This window comes from Rahnella sp. CG8 (assembly GCF_023701875.1).
In the GTDB taxonomy this organism is placed as follows: domain Bacteria; phylum Pseudomonadota; class Gammaproteobacteria; order Enterobacterales; family Enterobacteriaceae; genus Rahnella; species Rahnella aceris.
On record NZ_JABAED010000001.1, the window covers coordinates 70,212 to 87,031 of the forward strand.

At 50.9% G+C, this 16,820-nt stretch carries 18 protein-coding genes and 1 pseudogene; 12 read left to right on the forward strand and 7 right to left on the reverse strand.

Translation table 11 applies throughout. The features are described from left to right. Positions 1 to 201 precede the first annotated feature (201 nt). The 5 genes and pseudogenes from HGO41_RS00385 to HGO41_RS00405 all read left to right on the forward strand — a co-directional run. Positions 202 to 687 carry a hypothetical protein gene (locus tag HGO41_RS00385; protein ID WP_013574299.1) on the forward strand — a complete coding sequence of 162 codons (486 nt, stop codon included), beginning with the start codon at positions 202 to 204 and terminating at the stop codon, positions 685 to 687. A gap of 3 nt (positions 688 to 690) precedes the next feature. Next, a complete protein-coding gene (locus HGO41_RS00390; RefSeq protein WP_250980673.1) occupies positions 691 to 2,220 on the forward strand; it encodes a colicin E3/pyocin S6 family cytotoxin in 1,530 nt (509 codons plus the stop codon). Continuing rightward, a complete protein-coding gene (locus HGO41_RS00395) occupies positions 2,220 to 2,477 on the forward strand; it encodes a DUF7683 domain-containing protein (protein WP_013574301.1) in 258 nt (85 codons plus the stop codon). The genes HGO41_RS00390 and HGO41_RS00395 overlap by 1 nt, the downstream gene beginning before the upstream one ends. Next, entirely contained in the window at positions 2,470 to 2,664 is a 195-nt protein-coding gene (locus HGO41_RS00400; RefSeq protein WP_013574302.1) for a CPCC family cysteine-rich protein, read from the forward strand. The genes HGO41_RS00395 and HGO41_RS00400 overlap by 8 nt, the downstream gene beginning before the upstream one ends. Positions 2,665 to 2,707: 43 nt before the next feature. Next, positions 2,708 to 2,941: pseudogene (locus HGO41_RS00405) on the forward strand (S-type pyocin domain-containing protein); the annotation flags it as partial. A gap of 76 nt (positions 2,942 to 3,017) precedes the next feature. On the opposite strand, the gene HGO41_RS00410 reads toward HGO41_RS00405, so the two are convergent. Continuing rightward, entirely contained in the window at positions 3,018 to 3,344 is a 327-nt protein-coding gene (locus tag HGO41_RS00410) for an NIPSNAP family protein (protein WP_013574303.1), read from the reverse strand. Positions 3,345 to 3,664: 320 nt separating this feature from the next. Here HGO41_RS00410 and HGO41_RS00415 point away from each other — a divergent pair, with 320 nt between their 5' ends. Next, positions 3,665 to 4,558 (forward strand): LysR family transcriptional regulator, encoded by an 894-nt coding sequence (locus HGO41_RS00415; RefSeq protein ID WP_013574304.1) that lies wholly within the window; start codon positions 3,665 to 3,667, stop codon positions 4,556 to 4,558. 34 nt (positions 4,559 to 4,592) lie between these two features. Here the strand turns inward: HGO41_RS00415 and HGO41_RS00420 are convergent, their stop codons facing one another. From HGO41_RS00420 to HGO41_RS00430, 3 genes are all read right to left on the reverse strand, one after another. Next, positions 4,593 to 5,582 (reverse strand): aldo/keto reductase, encoded by a 990-nt coding sequence (locus HGO41_RS00420; RefSeq protein WP_153374810.1) that lies wholly within the window; start codon positions 5,580 to 5,582, stop codon positions 4,593 to 4,595. A gap of 26 nt (positions 5,583 to 5,608) precedes the next feature. Then, the gene (locus tag HGO41_RS00425; protein WP_250980674.1) at positions 5,609 to 6,460 is read right to left on the reverse strand and encodes an aldo/keto reductase; all 852 of its coding nucleotides are present in this window, start codon (positions 6,458 to 6,460) and stop codon (positions 5,609 to 5,611) included. Positions 6,461 to 6,666: 206 nt separating this feature from the next. After that, on the reverse strand, positions 6,667 to 6,936 hold the full coding sequence (locus HGO41_RS00430) for a hypothetical protein (protein WP_013574307.1): 270 nt from the start codon (positions 6,934 to 6,936) through the stop codon (positions 6,667 to 6,669). A 552-nt stretch (positions 6,937 to 7,488) separates the two neighbouring features. Here HGO41_RS00430 and bhsA point away from each other — a divergent pair. Beyond that, entirely contained in the window at positions 7,489 to 7,746 is a 258-nt protein-coding gene (gene bhsA, locus HGO41_RS00435) for a multiple stress resistance protein BhsA (RefSeq protein WP_112151311.1), read from the forward strand. A 62-nt stretch (positions 7,747 to 7,808) separates the two neighbouring features. On the opposite strand, the gene HGO41_RS00440 is transcribed toward bhsA, so the two are convergent. Next, on the reverse strand, positions 7,809 to 8,036 hold the full coding sequence (locus tag HGO41_RS00440) for a hypothetical protein (RefSeq protein ID WP_013574309.1): 228 nt from the start codon (positions 8,034 to 8,036) through the stop codon (positions 7,809 to 7,811). A 265-nt stretch (positions 8,037 to 8,301) separates the two neighbouring features. Here HGO41_RS00440 and HGO41_RS00445 point away from each other — a divergent pair, with 265 nt between their 5' ends. Together HGO41_RS00445 and HGO41_RS00450 are read left to right on the forward strand one after the other, a co-directional pair. Continuing rightward, complete coding sequence (locus HGO41_RS00445) at positions 8,302 to 8,535, forward strand: putative hemolysin (RefSeq protein ID WP_013574310.1); 234 nt, start codon at positions 8,302 to 8,304, stop codon at positions 8,533 to 8,535. A 356-nt stretch (positions 8,536 to 8,891) separates the two neighbouring features. Then, entirely contained in the window at positions 8,892 to 10,049 is a 1,158-nt protein-coding gene (locus tag HGO41_RS00450) for a M20 aminoacylase family protein (protein ID WP_250980675.1), read from the forward strand. A 64-nt stretch (positions 10,050 to 10,113) separates the two neighbouring features. Here HGO41_RS00450 and HGO41_RS00455 read toward each other — a convergent pair whose 3' ends face one another. Together HGO41_RS00455 and HGO41_RS00460 are read right to left on the reverse strand one after the other, a co-directional pair. Further along, the gene (locus HGO41_RS00455; RefSeq protein ID WP_041673024.1) at positions 10,114 to 10,896 is read right to left on the reverse strand and encodes a CatB-related O-acetyltransferase; all 783 of its coding nucleotides are present in this window, start codon (positions 10,894 to 10,896) and stop codon (positions 10,114 to 10,116) included. 181 nt (positions 10,897 to 11,077) lie between these two features. After that, positions 11,078 to 12,865, reverse strand: coding sequence for a methyl-accepting chemotaxis protein (locus HGO41_RS00460; RefSeq protein ID WP_250980676.1), 1,788 nt, complete (start codon positions 12,863 to 12,865; stop codon positions 11,078 to 11,080). A 328-nt stretch (positions 12,866 to 13,193) separates the two neighbouring features. Between HGO41_RS00460 and HGO41_RS00465 the strand changes: the two genes are divergently transcribed. The 3 genes from HGO41_RS00465 (at position 13,194) to HGO41_RS00475 (ending at position 16,805) form a co-directional block, all read left to right on the forward strand. Continuing rightward, the gene (locus HGO41_RS00465; protein ID WP_013574314.1) at positions 13,194 to 14,174 is read left to right on the forward strand and encodes a TIM barrel protein; all 981 of its coding nucleotides are present in this window, start codon (positions 13,194 to 13,196) and stop codon (positions 14,172 to 14,174) included. A gap of 61 nt (positions 14,175 to 14,235) precedes the next feature. Beyond that, on the forward strand, positions 14,236 to 15,279 hold the full coding sequence (locus HGO41_RS00470) for a sugar ABC transporter substrate-binding protein (RefSeq protein WP_013574315.1): 1,044 nt from the start codon (positions 14,236 to 14,238) through the stop codon (positions 15,277 to 15,279). A gap of 32 nt (positions 15,280 to 15,311) precedes the next feature. Continuing rightward, positions 15,312 to 16,805, forward strand: a complete 1,494-nt coding sequence (locus HGO41_RS00475; protein WP_013574316.1) for a sugar ABC transporter ATP-binding protein — start codon at positions 15,312 to 15,314, stop codon at positions 16,803 to 16,805. Positions 16,806 to 16,820 lie beyond the last annotated feature (15 nt).

Consider the following 16,820-nt stretch of genomic DNA (forward strand, 5'->3'; position numbering starts at 1 on the left):
TAACTCGAATAACTCGAATAACTCGAATAACTCGAATAACTCGAATAACTCGAATAACTCGAATAACTCGAATAACTTAAATGACTTATATCTTATGATTTAGCTCAAGGTTTATGGTTTTATATTTATTGTTCGTTGTGGGTGTTTATTTTAGCTGATTATCATACCGGCGAAACTCACCTCAATGGACGGAAAATAAATATGGAAATGCAATTCACTAATGAACTGAATCAGGAATTACTGGATGTCATCAATACCCCACCTTTCACGGCTGAACAACTGGCTGAAATGGATGAAAGCGCGAGGGCAGTTGTTGAGGAACAGGCAGCGTTTGCCCGTCAGCATCCTGTTATTGCGATTTACCGGCTGGCAGTTCCAGGCAGCCTGACTGCCCGCGGTGGCAAAGTCACCAAAGCCAGCAGTACGGGTAAAGTCACCCTTGAGAATGGCACTGAAGCGGCGTTTGCCCTTGAGCAGGATGAAGTCACTTATGCCGATGGCAGCACGGCAAAGATTACCACCAGCGCAGGCCAGCAGTTTTGTGAGGGGAATCGTGGATTTGCCTTAGTCGGCAGCATGCTGGATAACGGCGATAAAATTATCAGTACGCCGCAGGGCAGTTGCTACCTGGTTGCCCGAAAAGATGTCCCGATGGCAGTAGATTTTCTTGCCGTTACCGGCGCGTAACGGATGGGGTATCGCTCAAATTGTTATGGTCGCGGGCAGGCGCTGCACGGCGACAAAACCACGACAGGCGCGGTGTGCCTGACCTCTCTGCCCAATGCGACGGAACACGGGCTTGGCGTGATCCGCATCGGTGATGCTACGACCGACTGCCCGAAATGCGGTCGTCGCGGAAAAATCACCAGCGGAGAACCGCATTCCACCTATGACGGCCTCGCTTCTGCCGTGGACGGTTCGGATGTTTTATGTGGTTGCCCGCCGGGGACGAACCGGGTTATCGCGCCAGCCGGACAGTGGATGGGGAGAGGTAAATCACCTGCCGAACTGGCGCGTGAAAAGTGGGAAGCAGAGCGTGCCGCGGTATTGCTGGTTCAGGCTGAGAAAGAAGCGGCAGAACAGGCCAGACGTTCGATGCCGGTGTTTGCAAAATCGGCTGAATGTGGCGCAGGGAATACCGAAGCACGAACCTGCGAGGAGCAGCATCATAACTTCGGGCGATTGTCTTACGGGGTGCCGACGCCGGTCGCAGGCATAAAGCCCGAAGTTGAGCAGCACGCGCAGGCGACGAAGCGCAAGAAGCCAGCCGGTGATAAAAAGCCCTGGTACAAAAAGATATTTGGCGCGAAGGCTGATGCACCCGCTCAGTCTGGTATGCCGCTGGCAATACCCGTAGCAACGGGCGGTGGCGCTGAGCTCATTGCGTCGGGCATGAGTGCACTGCGCGGGGTGACGTCGATCCGCCTCGGCAGCCTGTTCGTGAATCCGGTCACCGTCGGTGTTATCGGGACGTTTTACTCGAACAAGCTGAACGCCGGTGAAGAGGATATTTTAAGCGACAGCCAGCTTGCGGCGCTGGCCGGAAAGTCCGCCCCGACGCGGATCCGTTTTCAGTGGGTGAAGGATAAATATGGCCGGTTAATTCCCGTGGCTTATCACACCGGCGCTGACAGCGGTCTGGATCAGGTTCGTGTACGCGCCATGCGGCGGAACATATTCACGGGTAACTATGAGTTCTGGGCGGATGGCGCGGAAAAGCCCGCCATCATCTGGACGCCCGACGAGCTTGAGTTTAAAGCGCCAGGCAATACCGGTAATCGTGATGAGCCGTATTTACCTTCGACCATCACCGTATTACCGTTACCCGGCGCGGAAGAAATGGGCAGCACCTCAACCTCGCTACCGATCCCGGATGAACAATCATTTGATGATTACATCCTGGTCAATCTGCCGCACGGCATGCCGCCGATTTATATTTATCTGAGTAATGACCACAAATACCATGTGGCACCAAAAGGAAATCCTCCATTGCCAGCATTTCCTGATGCTAAGAAAGCAGTAAGTAAGACCCTAATCAAGGGCGGAGGAAAGTTCCGGTATCGTTGGAAAGACTCAAAAAAGACGATCTACGAATGGGATTCTCAACATGGAATTGTCGAAGTTTATGATAAAAGCGGGCGTAATCATTTAGGTGAATTTGATCCCGTAACCGGCAAACAAACGAAACCTGCAGATCCAGCAAGAAAGGTAGAAAAATAATGATTATTTACACGATTGATTTGTTTGATAAGCAAACAGAAGACTTGATTTTAGAGGTAAACATCCCGAAAAAAAAACTGGACCCTATTTCAAAAATAATGGGTTGGGATGAAGAGGATAAAATGGATTTCATCAATGGTGTTGCGGTGTTTAACGTGAATAAGGTGCAAGCTGCATCCCTCGGTATACTATTTGAAACAATATTTGATACTGATAATTACGTTATTCAGATGTCTGCAGGTGAAGACAATGACTGATGACTATCCTTGCCCATGCTGTGGTGAAAAGGTATTCGAAGCTTTGGGTGAGCATGACATCTGTCCCACCTGTAATTGGGAAGATGACCCTTTTCAGTCTAAAAATCCTGACAGGCGTGGTGGAGCGAACAAAATGAGTTTGAATGAAGCTAAGGAGGCTTTTAAACAAGGTAAAATAATACAGTAGCCACAAAAAGCTAACGGTATAAAGCCCTACTCTTAGCACAGTATTACCGTTACCCGGCGCGGAAGAAATGGGCAGCACCTCAACCTCACTGCCGATCCCGGATGAACAATCATTCGATGATTACATCCTGGTTAATCTGCCGCACGGCATGCCGCCGATTTATATTTATCTGAGTAAACCGCTGGTGAGGTTTTTGGATGTTGAGTTATACAGTGACTTTAAGCGGCGTTCGAAAAAAGGAAAGTTTGAGGCGGATCATATGCCGTCTAAAAAATAATGAATATTCAGGCGGCAGATCATATCTCTGTCGCCTGTGATTTATCACTACTACGTTATATTCCGATAACCTGCACTTACCCTCGTAGCCCTTCCACGCTTTCCGGCGTCAGTTTCATCACTGTTTTAATGCTGGTTTCGATACTACGAATGATGTTTTCGCGTGGACCGTTGCGCCAGTCAGCGCTTGCATAAAAGGCATCAAGAGCCGTAGCCATGCTTTCAGGGCTGTCAAAGGCACGGATCAGATAGTAGCAATCCGGGTCATGCAGCGAGTTGCCGAACGAAACAACGTCGATCCCGTGGCATTGGTGCAGGGGAACACTGATTTCCTGCATGATGGCGTGAAACGTGGCCCCGGTGCCTTTGTGTAATGTGTATTGCAGTATTTCGACGGTTCTCAACGTGTTGTCTCCGTTTATTTGTCAGCGGCATAGAATTCATGGCGTTTTTGAGATCGCGACACATTATTACTGGATAGACTCAGTGAAGTGGCTCACATCTCGCCATTTCATTTCCATCGTCAGTTTTGTAGTTATTGTGGGATGCCACCTGGCCGTTAACGAGTCCTTTCCTGATAAACCTGCTGATAATTCAGACTTATTTCCGATGCCGATACAACATCAATTATCATTATTGTCAGTAACGGGGCTAAAATGATTGTGTTTATGAATACCCTTCATGAGTGAACTATGGGGGGAATGCTTCAATAAGGAAACCGCTAATGCTTAAAGAAAACTTCAACGAACTCCAAATCTTTCTGATGGTAGCAAGAGAGCGAAGTTTTACCAAAGCCGCGGGCAAACTCGGTGTTTCTCAGTCAGCACTCAGCCACGCGATGAAAGCGCTGGAAGAAAGGCTGAACATCCGTCTTCTGACGCGAACTACCCGAAGTGTTGCCCCCACAGAAGCGGGTGAGAGAATTATTGCCTGCCTTGAGCCCCGTATTGCTGATCTCGAGCAGGAGCTGGAATCGCTTGTTCAACTGAACGGCACCGCCTCCGGTAATATCCGTTTATCTGCCGGGGAGCATGCCGCGCGAAATCTGGTGTGGCCGAAGCTAAAACCCTTCCTCAGGGAATACCCGGAAATTAATCTCGAGCTGGTGGTAGATAACGGCTTTGTCAATATTGTTGAGGGGCGTTTTGACGCCGGGATCCGTCTGGGCGAAAGCGTGGATAAGGACATGATCGCGGTGAGAATTGGGCCGGACATGCGAATGGCAGTCGTTGGCGCACCGTCATATTTTGCTGCTAACCCCGCGCCTGAAACGCCTCACGAGCTACAAAATCATCGGTGCATCAATATGCGTCTGCCCACTGCCGGTGGACTTTACCACTGGGAGTTTGAGAGGGAAGGGAAACCGTTACGGGTCAGGGTTGAGGGGCAGGTAACGTTTAATCTGCAGGCGGAAAGGATTGATGCGGCTTTATCTGGCTTTGGCATCGCCTGTATACCTGAGGATAGGGTGCTGGATTATATAAAGTCAGGAGAGCTGATCCAGATTCTGCAGGACTGGTGTCCGTCTTTCCCCGGATATTATCTTTACTACCCCAGCCGTAAGCAGCATCCGCCCGCTTTTGCGCTGATGATCGATGCACTTCGCTACCAGGAATAACGGGTCCGCCAATCGCAGCGGACCCGTCCGGGTATTAACGGCCTGTGCGAGCCTGATGCTCAGGAGAGTAACGTTCGCCGACGATTTTAATCGTTTCAAGCGCCTGGGTTATCTGCTGCGAGTCATCCTGCGAAAGAATGATGTCTGCAGCCCCCAGGTTTTCCTCCAGCCGGTGTAGCTTAGTTGTGCCAGGGATAGGAACAATCCACGGCTTTTGTGTCAGCAGCCATGCCAGCGCGATTTGTGCAGATGTCACGCCTTTCCCGGCAGCCAGTTCACCTAATAAAGAGACCAGCTTTTCATTGGCTTCAATCGCTTGCGCGGCGAAACGCGGCACGGTGCTGCGGTAATCATCCTTGCCAAACGTCGTTCCTGGTTTAATCGACCCCGTCAGGAAACCTTTACCCAATGGGCTGAAGGGGACAAAACCAATGCCCAGCTCCTCCAGCAACGGCAGGATCTCCTGCTCAGGCTCGCGCCACCACATGGAGTATTCGCTTTGCAGCGCAGTGACCGGTTGTACAGCATGCGCACGACGAATGGTTTGTGCGCCAGCTTCGGACAGACCGAAATGTTTAACTTTGCCTTCTGCAATCAGATCTTTCACCGTTCCCGCAACATCTTCAATCGGGACATCCGGATCGACACGGTGCTGATACAGCAGATCAATAACGTTTGTTTTAAGACGGCGTAATGAGCCTTCAACGGCTTCACGGATATGCTCCGGACGGCTGTTTAAAATCTGCTGCTTGTTGTCGTCGCCAAAAGTAAAACCAAATTTGGTGGCGATAACGACGCGATCGCGAAAAGGTTTTAAGGCTTCGCCGACAACCTCTTCATTCAGAAATGGGCCATACACTTCGGCGGTATCGAAGAACGTGACGCCACGTTCAACCGCAGCACGAATGAGTTCGATAGCCTGACGGGTATCTGTCGCCGGGCCGTAGCCGTGACTGAGCCCCATGCAACCGAGTCCAAGAGCGGAGACTTCGAGTCCGGATTTACCCAGATAACGTTTTTGCATTGAATGAATACCTCTTTTATCGCGGTTTAAACGTCAAGTTTGCGACCAGTCAGCCATTCCACCCTCGCCGGGTCGCGGTGAGAGAAGAAGGCGCTGGTTGCGGTATCAAGGGCGGCAATCTGCAACATATCCTCAGGACTAAGTTCAAAATCGAGGATGTTGATATTCTCTTCCATACGTTCTTTTCGCACCGATTTGGCCAGAGAAACGATGCCTCGCTGGAAGATCCACCGCAGGACAACCTGGCCCACGCTTTTGCCGTACTTCTGACCAATTGCAGTTAACACGGGATGCTGGAACAGGCCATTTTTACCCTCAGCAAACGGTGCCCAGGCTTCTGGCTGAATGCCACGGCTTTGATTCCATGGAACGGCATGCAGCTGCTGGTTGAAGGGGTTAACTTCAATCTGGTTTACCGCAGGGGCAACCTTGTTGAAGGCGATAAGGTCGGCCAGTCGGTCTGGATGGAAGTTGCTGACGCCAATGGCGCGAATTTTGCCTGCCTCATGCAATTCTTCCATGGCTCGCCATGCCCCATGGACATCACCGTAAGGCTGGTGAATCAGGTACAGGTCAACGTAATCAAGTTGCAGCCGATTCAGAGAGCGTTCGAACTGTGCTTTAGCACCTTCGTAATGGGTATCCTGCAGCCACAGTTTGGTCGTTACAAAGAGGTCGCGACGTGCGATACCGGTCTGTTTCAGAGCGTTCCCGACCTGGGTTTCATTCTGGTAAGAAGCAGCGGTATCGATCAGGTGGTATCCCGTATCAATGGCATCAATAACGGCTCTTTCGCATTCAGCGGCATCAGTCATCTGAAACACACCAAAGCCCAGCAGGGGCATTTCAATACCGTTGTTCAGATTTACAGTTTGCATGACGTAATCCTTCAGCTGTTGTGTAGAAAAAGGATAACGCAAAGTGATTTATTCAATTAGAGGGGGTAATTAGCTAGGGTTTATTAGATTTATTCATTAATTTGAGGGGATCTGATGCTCGGCTTTGTGCCAGCAGCGGACATAATCACCCGCCATATTGCGGGTGTGTTTTTTCGACGGTTCACTCTCAGCCGTCCGTAGCTGAGCTACTTTTTGCTAACAAGATAGGTAGCAATGGCCGTTAATCCATCTATAAGGGGCATAGACCCGGCGCCTGCCATGAAGTCATCGTGATCTATCTGGTTATTTCGGCGAATGTCAGCAAAGCGTGCAAGCGCATTTTTTTCATTTGTGGCACTGATCTCTTCAAACTGTTTTTCGTAGCCATGTTCAATCAGCTGAGAAGCTTTGCCCACGTCCGAGCTTTCCAGTACAACAATTTGCTTACCCTTTTGAAAAAAAAAGTAATTCAGCATTTCGTGCTCCACATAGAAAAGGTGATATTTAAAAGAATATATCCAGTCTGAGAGGATCCTGAAAACAATTTCAAGTTTATTTTTTAATCCGGTAAGAACTTCCTTTTTTACTGGCGATCCTTTGGCCTCGTGAGCGTTATTCACTCATAACCGCCCCTGCTCGTAGCCTCGGCAGCTTTTTTGCCGGGAGCGGATATTGCTGACACATGGGTGGACTAATTAACGGAGGCGGTTAATTTAACTGATTAATTTCCCAATAATTAATCCTTTTACCTGTCTCTTTAGGGATCGAACGGCCCTGTATTCGGGGTCATCTGGCGGAAATAACGATCCTCGCCTATGGCAAATAACCCCATACCGATGAACAGCGGCAGACGTCGCCCGAAGCGATCGCACAATTAGTTAATGATCGTTAAATAAATTGCTTGCACAACCTCCCGGCGACGCTTAGTATTTACTTATCGAACGTTAATTAATAAGTGACGTTGACCTTAAACCGGGGCACCTGCAAAAGGTTTCCCAATCAAAATTCGAAGAACAGGAATTAACCTCATGAAAACTATCGCAATGACTATCGCCGCTCTGACACTGGCAACAGCTTCTTTCTCAACCCTGGCAGCGACTGAAGTGCAGTCAGCGCCGGCAGGTCAGCAATCCATTGGTGTAGTCGGTGCATCAACCACCGGTTCACTGTCAGGCCTGCAATCAGAATTGAATGCAAAAGCCACCCAGGCGGGTGCAAGTTCATACCGTATTATCGGTGCATCCGGTAATAACCAGCTTTACGGTACAGCAGAAATGTACAAATAAGCTGAGCAGTAACAAGCAGTAAGCAGAAGAGGCGGCGGTTGCCGCCTTTTTCGTGTCTGCGATTAGCGGTATTTATGGAAGTGATTATTGCGGATCTTTCGGTTGATATAACCATGCAATCCGCTGCCAGCTTTCGCCATGGCGATCATATGGTCAACGTCTGTCACCCCTGGCCGGATGGAATTATAGATGTAATGCCAGCCATCTTTGAACTTCACGGTAATTGAATCTTCCGTAGTCGTGAAAGCGACGATACCCGAATTGCCCCCCCGGTTTTGGTACTTTTCCATATTCCCCTTCCTGATTGATGAAGCCATTCACGACCTGAATAATAGTAGCCATAAATTTTTGCCGGTTGTGTGAGTAGAAAAGCTTTTTTTAAGCTGTTCTGGCAAAACGTCCCGGCGGAGCTGATGCCGTGGCCCTTTCCTGAAAGTTTAACGCCTGATAAACGAAGTAAAAAGAAGAAGCTTTTTAAGAATATGGGAGTAGGTCACGGAAAGCGACGGGGAATAGAATTCCCCGTCGTTTTTACTCTCATTACGAAGGTGCAGAATGAAAAAGTTCTTCCTCATTATCATGGTCTCAGCGCTGGCAGGTTGCGCGGGTTATCACCATAAACCAGAAAGACACCAGAGCGGGATGGCAAATCCGGCTGCGGTATATTGCCATGAAAGAGGCGGAAGATCGGTGAGTGTGCAAACACCACACGGCGTTCGTGCAGACTGCGTATTCCCTGATGGACGCGGTATCGACGAATGGGAGTTATACCGTCGGGATCATAACTAAAATCCGTTTCACGCAGGCTGAAAATAACCCCGTGCGTATCACCAGTCCTTTATAAAATTTACGACGACCTGCGCTTTTCTCTTTTACCTGTTTGCGGACTTAGTCTTTTCCAAAGGATGTAATGGCGGGAAAAACACCGATCCGGCGCGGGTTTTTCATTCAGGCAATAGTGAAGGGTTCAGCCAATATTGGGTAAATTCCGAAAGTGTGCTCACCGCCGAAATCTCACTCACGATAAAGGGCAAAGGAAGCCGATTTCCCGTTTATCGGTTCACTGCGGGATGTGATACTTTGGAGCAGTAACGTGCCGGTGAGAGCATTTCACCGTGTTGAATTCAGAACAGCACAGAGGGTTTATGGCGGTCATTTCCGGACAGATTATCGAGCAGGCGAAGCAGTGGCGTCGCGACTTTCACAGGCGACCTGAACTGGGTCTGAATGAGCATGGCACCGCAAAAATAATCAGTGAACTGCTACTGTCTTTTGGTCTTGAAGTGTATACGGGCATTGCCGAAACCGGCGTTATTGCCACACTGCGAAACGGCGAAGGCCCTTCAATCGGACTGCGTGCAGATATCGACGCATTACCCATTCAAGAACTGAATGAATTCGAGCACCAGTCACAAAACCCGGGCCTGATGCATGCCTGCGGGCACGATGGTCACACCTCCATTTTGCTGGGCGCGGCAAAACATCTGAGTGAGAACCGTCATTTTCGCGGCACTGTCCATTTCATCTTTCAGCCTGCTGAAGAAAACTTAGGCGGTGGCGAAATGATGGTGAAAGAAGGGCTGTTTGACCGTTTTCCGATGCAGGCGGTTTACGCGCTGCATAACTGGCCGGGATTGCCGGTTGGCGAGGTGGCGGTCAGCGAGGGGCCGATGATGGCGTCGCAGGATAATTTCTATATCACCCTGACCGGCAAAGGTTGTCACGCGGCGATGCCGGAACAGGGTGCGGATCCCGTGGTGGCTGGCGCGCAGCTGATTTTGTCATTGCAAAGCCTGATTTCGCGCCACCTGTCGCCGCTGGAACAAACGGTGATCAGCCTGACGCAACTTCATGCGGGCGAAGCCATTAACGTCATTCCTGAAACGCTGCATATGTCGGGCACGCTGCGTTGCCTGAGCAACAAAACCCGTGAGACCTGCTGGCGGCTGATTGAAGAATACGTCCATGCGGTGCCGTTACCGTACGGTGTGAAAGGGGAAGTGCGCTGGGAATTGGGTTATCCGGTCACGCAGAACCATGCAGCGCAGGCAGAGATTGTGCGCGACGCGGCGAAAAACACGCCGGGTATTCAGAAAGTGCATTTCAATAATGCGCCGTCGATGGCTGCAGAAGATTTTGCTTATCTGCTGCAAGCGTGTCCGGGGGCCTATTTCTGGCTGGGTGCCGATGGTGCCACACCTTCTGACTCACTGCATAGCCCGCGCTACGACTTTAATGACGACATTATTCCGCTCGGCATCGGTGTGCTGACCACGCTGGTGGAGCGCGAGCTGAAAGCCTGATCGCATTTTTCATGGCATTCCTGACCGGACAACAGAGGCGTTACGCATTGTCCGGTCTGGTTTTTTATATTTCTGCCAGCTCTTGCGCAATATTCACCACTTTATAGTGATGTTCGCTGATGACCTTCCGGCGTATTTTATCTTCCATCTCATCGGCGAATTTTACAATATCATCAGCCGCTGCGAAGTCGGGTAAATCAGTAATTTTATAATTCCACCATTGAATAGATTGTAAACGATTAATAATACTTTTCTCAAACCGGTATTTAATCACTCTGGCCGGAATACCCGCGACAATCGCGTACGGAGGAACATCAGACGTGACGACGGCATTGGCGGCAATAATTGCGCCATTGCCGATAGTGATGCCGCCTTTTAATACGGCGTGTTCGCCCACCCAAACATCATGACCTAATACCGTCGCCTCCGGCATATAGTCGAACCCGGCAATATTCAGCGTTTCTCCGAATTGTTCCTGCGCCACTTTGGGGAAGAAATCATGATACGTCAGCGGACTGGTCGTAAACCGGTGTATGGGATGTTGCGGCCCCATAACCCGCACTCCTGCTGCCAGGCTGCAAAATCTGCCAGTTTTGAGGTTATTGGGTAATTTACTGCACGCGTAAGAATACGCGCCCATTGAACAGAAACTTTTTCGTGGCATTGAGGCGTACTCTTCAACCCAAACATCCTCGGTAAATTTTATTCTCTCCCCTTTTTTAAAAAGGAATATATTTCTCTTTTTATATATTCCTTTCACTATTTCCGGGAATTTAAGATGGATCTTATGGCGTAAACAATAATCCTCATGTTTTTGAGCCCATCGAAAGTTAACGGGATACTTCATTCATTGCTCCTCAAAGGTGACATGCTGTTTTTATATATTCTTGTCTAAATCCTAGCATAAAACAGACATTACAAAATCTGAGGTCGGCGGAAAATACGTGAGGAGGCGATGAAGTAAAGCAAAAAACGCCCGGAGGATAAAGTCCGGGCGCTGTGATGAACATCTTACTCAGGCGGCGCGATCAGACCCGGAAATGCCCGACGGCAACCGCCAGACCGGTGGCTTGTTCCTGCAACGCCGACGCCGCACCCGTGGATTCCTGAACCATCGCTGCGTTCTGCTGCACCATGCCGTCGAGCTGGGTAATGGCACGGTTGATTTCGTTAATACTCAGCATCTGCTCTTCAGATGCATGGGTGATTTCCAGCATGACACTGCTGACGTTCGACACGTTGCTGACGATTTCGCTCATGCTGTCGCTGGCGAGGCGCACCTGCGCTGAGCCGGACGCCACGCTGCTCACCGTTGATTCGATAAGCACTTTGATCTCTTTCGCCGCCTGCGCACTGCGTTGTGCGAGGCTGCGCACTTCGCTGGCGACGACCGCAAAACCGCGCCCCTGTTCACCTGCGCGCGCGGCTTCGACTGCGGCGTTCAGCGCCAGGATATTGGTCTGGAAGGCAATACCGTCGATCACACTGGTAATGTCTCCGATTTTCGATGACGCGGTTTCGATGCTTTCCATCGTTTTAATGACTTTAGTCACCACTTCGTCACCGCGTATGGCCGCCGCAGAAGCGGATTTAGCGGTTTCGGATGCTTGTTTCGCCGAGCTGGCCGACTGGGAAACCGTCGCCGTGATCTGCTCAAGGGATGCGGCGGTTTGTTGCAGGCTGGCTGCGGCAGAGTCTGTACGACCGGACAAATCGTTATTCCCTGCGGCGATTTCATCGGCCGCGATTTTAACGGATTCACTGGTGGTGCGGATTTCAGACATCACTTTGCTGAGCTTATCAACGAAGGTGTTGAAGGCGTGCGCGATTTGCGTCACTTCATCATGTCCGTCAGCTGGCAGGCGCTGCGTCAGATCATCCTCACCGGAACTGATCGCATTGAGCGTATCGCGCACCACCGACAGGCGGTGGAACGATTTGCTGATAATCAGCCCGATGACGACGGCTGAAATCAGCACGATCACAATCAGCGTAATCACCGACGAGGTCAGCAGGGATCGCATACCCGCAGTGGACTCTTTCTTATCCTGCGCCACCAGCGTGAACCATTCCGTGCCTGCTACCGGCATCGCACGGACGCGCTTGACCGCACCGTTCAGACGGATATCCACCGGTGCATTGGCGGCAAACACATCCTGCAAATTCACCCCTTCCGCCAGTGCGGTAATCGGCTTCAGTGCCAGGCTGGTATCCGGATGCGCGATGATCACACCGGATTTATCCACCAGCATGCCGAAACTGCCCGGCGTCGGATGAATGGTATTAACGTTGCTCACGACGCTGTCCATCGAGACATCGCCCGCCACAACCGCTTTCAGCGTGCCTGCTTCCATCACCGGTACGGCGAAAGTGACCACCAGTTTCCCGCTACCGGCATCAATATAAGGCGGTGTGGCCACCGGATGTCCGGCGGCTTCAGCCTGCTTGTACCACGGGCGGCCGGTCGGATCGTAATCCGCAGGCACACCGGTCGGATCGGAGAACTTCGCGCTGCGGTTTGCATAACCGACATACACGTTGGTAAACCCACCTGCACTGGCGATCTGCTTGAGAACCGGGATCGGATCTTCTGACATCGCGATCTGTTGCAGTGAAACGATCATCCCTGTTTTCGAGCTTACCCAATCGCTGATCCCTCGCGTGTGGCTGGCCGTCAGCGCGTTCAGTGTGCTGTCTGTCGCCTGACTGTTGTACTTGTTGGCAACGGTATAACTCAGGAAGGTATTGATAATCAGCGAACAGGCCACGATGACGATACAGGCCGTGATAATGCGCGAACGGATGGTTTTAAGCATGAGCGTTTCCCTGGAAGGAATCTTAAGTTTTAGTTATCGGCAGGGAAGGGAAAAACTTGAGACCCGTCACAAAAAACAGAGGCTTGTCGGGGCGAAAGGACGTCCCTGTTTATTTCAGCGCGAAATTAAAGGCCTTCCTAAACCAACCCGCTGCTCATTGTAACGTCCGCCGCGCTTTCTCTAAATTTCGTGAAACGCCTCCCAAATCTGATCACAATTCCACCAGGGGATCTTGCGGCTTTTATCCGTGGGTGATAGTAATGCACTACTTCACAAAATAAAGTGAAGAAGGAAAGTACATCACGAATCAGTTTACAAAGGACATCCCATGTCAGAACTTAAATTTGCCACACGTCTGAACTCGTTTGCGTCGGGGGCACATCTTTACTGGCCTGAACAGAAAGGCAAACCTTCAGTGCTGCAAATGATCGAACGTGCAGCTACGGTTAAAGGATTGACGCATCTGGACCTGAATTATCCGCAGCACATGACCGGCGATATCACTTTGATGCGCCAGAAAATCGAAGAAGTCGGGCTGGCGGTGAACGGGATGCAAATGCGCTGGGATGCTCCGGAATTTAAAATCGGCGCATTTACTCACCCGGATCCAAAAATTCGTCGTCAGGCGATTGAATTGACCAAACGCGGGATCGACGCCGGTCGTGAGTTTGGTGCCAGCATTATGACGTTGTGGATGGGACAGGATGGCTTTGATTACTGTTTCCAGGCTGACTACAAAAAAATCTGGGAAGACGCAGTCAGCGCTGTGCGTGAAGTGGCGGAATACGCCCCGGATATCGACGTCAGCATTGAATACAAACCCAACGAACCACGCGCTTACAGCATTTTCCCAAATGCCACTACCTGTCTGCTGGCGGTTGAAGAAGCCGGTTGCAAGAACTTAGGTATCACACTGGATTTCGCGCATGTGTTGTTTGCCAACGAAGTACCGGCGTTTGCGGCGGCGATGGTAGCCCGCCGTTCGCGTTTGCTGGGGCTCGATCTCAATGACGGCTGGGGCAAACGCGACGACGGCCTGATGGTCGGCTCCGTCAACCCGCGTGCCACGCTGGAATTCCTGTTGCAGATGAAACGCGACGGCTATAAAGGCGCGTATTACTTCGATACCTTCCCGGACGCCAGCGGATTGGATCCGGTGCGTGAAGCAGAAACCAATATCGCGACCGTGATCCGTTTACTCAAACTTTGCGAAAAACTCGAGAATAACCCGGCGCTGAATGAAGCCATCAGCAGGCAGGACGCCGTAGCCACACAGCAAATCGTCAACGACGTGATGTTGGCGCAGTAAAGCGACCCGCCACAGCGCGTGTCGCTGTGACACCATAAAAATAACAATCGAAGGCCAGATGATGAAAAAACTCTTACTGTCTGTACTCACCTCTACACTGCTTTGCACCAGCGTTTATGCCGCCGATCTGCCACCGTTGCAATCCGATACCGAACCGGATCGCACTGACTGGACGCAACTCACGGCCAAATATGGCCCGCTGCCGGCAATCGACAAATCCCTCAAAATCGGCGGTGTGTCTAAAACGCTGACCAATGAATACTGGCGCTCACTCGGCCAGGGATATAAGGAATTCGGTGATAAGCACGGCATCACCGTCGAATATCAGGCTGCGGCTAACGAAGACGACCAGCTCGGTCAGCTTTCTATCGCCGAAACCCTCATTTCACAGGGCTTCAACGGTTTGCTGGTGTCGCCGCAAACTGACGCCAACCTGCAACCGGCGTACGAATCGGCTAAAAGCAAAGGCATTGCTGTCGTTAACGTGAATGATGCGGTGATGCCGAATGCGGCGCATTACGTCGGTAACGTACAGAAAGACAACGGCGTACGCGTCGCCAACTGGTTTATCAAAAAACATCCTGAAGGCGGCAAAGTGGCCGTCATCGAAGGCCAGCCGGGGGTGTATGCCGCGGCGCAGCGTACCAGAGGCTTCAAAGAAACGATTCAGACCAGCGGGAAATTCACCGTAGTCGCCAGCGTTCCGGCCAACTGGAGCCGTGAAAATGCCTATAACGCAGCGGCGACAATTTTACAGCAACATCCTGATCTGATTGGGTTCTACGCCAACAACGATGGCATGGCACTCGGTGTGGTTGAAGCCGTGGCGGCTGCCGGAAAATCCAAACAGGTGGCGGTATTTGGCACTGACGGTATCTCCGATGCTTATGCCTCTATCAAGCGTGGCGAGCTGACCGGCACGGTGGACAGCTTCCCGGTGCTCACAGGGGAAGTGGCGATGGAAGTGGTCGTACGCCTGATTAACGGACAGAAAATCTCCCGCGTGGTCTCCACTCCGCAGGCGCTGATTACCCAGGACAATGCTGATGCGTTCTCCACCAAAGATAACGCGAAACTTCGCCAGCTGCTGGCTCAGCAACAATAAGTCAGACGTGTGAAAACGGGTCAGGAGAGTGTATGGAACAGTACAGTTTGACGATGCGCGGCATCAGCAAAAGCTACAGCGGCGTGGCAGCAGTTCAGGGCGTTGATTTCTCTGTGAGGCCGGGCGAAGTCCATGCGCTGATTGGAGAAAATGGCGCGGGAAAATCGACACTGCTGAATATTTTGTCCGGTGTGCGGGCGGCAGATTCCGGTGAAATTCTGGTGGAAGGGCAGGTTATTCAGATGAAGAATCCGCTGTCTGCCCGTCATGCCGGTATCGCGATGATCCACCAGGAATTGCAGCACGTTCCTGAACTCTCCGTGGCACAGAATATGTTTCTTGGCCGCCCGTTAACGAAACTCAAAGGGTTGTTTGTCGACAGAAAGGCTCAGTACAAAAGGGCAGTGGCGATCCTGCGTCGTCTTGATCCCAGCATTGATCCCGATGAGCCGATCAAGAACCTGAAAGTATCTCAGCAACAGATCGTTGAAATCGCCCGCGCTTTGCTGGATGAAGCGAAGATCATTGCAATGGATGAACCGACTTCCAGCCTGACGCCGACGGAGTTTGAGCGCCTGGCAGAGCTGATTTCAGATCTCAAATCGATGAATGTGTCGCTGATTTATGTCTCACACAAAATGAACGAGATTTTCAAAGTTTGCGATCGGGCGACGATCTTACGTGATGGTAAACAGGTCGGCGTGGTCAATATCTGCGATGAAACCGAAGAAACTATTGTCACCAAAATGGTCGGACGCAAAATCGAAAAAATGCACCATCACTCTTATGCGACCGGCAGGGAAGTGCTGCGCGTCGAAGGATTGAGTCGTGATAATGCCGTGCGGTCGGCGACTTTTTCCGTCGGAGCAGGTGAAGTGCTGGGAATTGCCGGACTGGTCGGTTCCGGGCGTACAGAGTTGCTGAAACTCATCGCCGGCATTGATGCCAAAACCGGCGGCAGCATTGAGGTGGAAGGCGTCGCGGTGAAAAATCACAATGTCAGTTCTGCTATCCGCGCCGGGATCGGACTGGTGCCGGAAGATCGTAAAAAAGAGGGCATCATTAAAGAGCGCGCAGTCAAAATGAATATGGCGTTGCCGTCAATGGGGCGATTTACCCGATACGGTTTACTGAAAAGAAATCAGCTGGATAAAACGGCGCTGGACGTGATGACCGATCTGCGGTTGCGTCCGCTTAACATAGAAAAACCCATTGGAACACTCAGCGGCGGAAACCAGCAAAAAGTCATTATTGGTCGCTGGGTCGCAGCGGACAATAAAGTCTTTCTTTTTGACGAGCCAACCCGGGGAATTGATATCGGAGCAAAGTCTGAGATTTATAATCTGATAGAAAAACTGGCGCAGCAGGGAAAAGCCATTGTGGTGGTTTCTTCCGAGATGCCGGAAATAATTCGTATCTCAGACAGAGTCCTGGTGATGCGTGAAGGGAAAATCACAAAAGAACTTAACGGTGATGAGATTACTGAAGAAAACATTGCCCGTTATGCGATTAACGATGTGAATTAAGCGGTCTGAAAACTA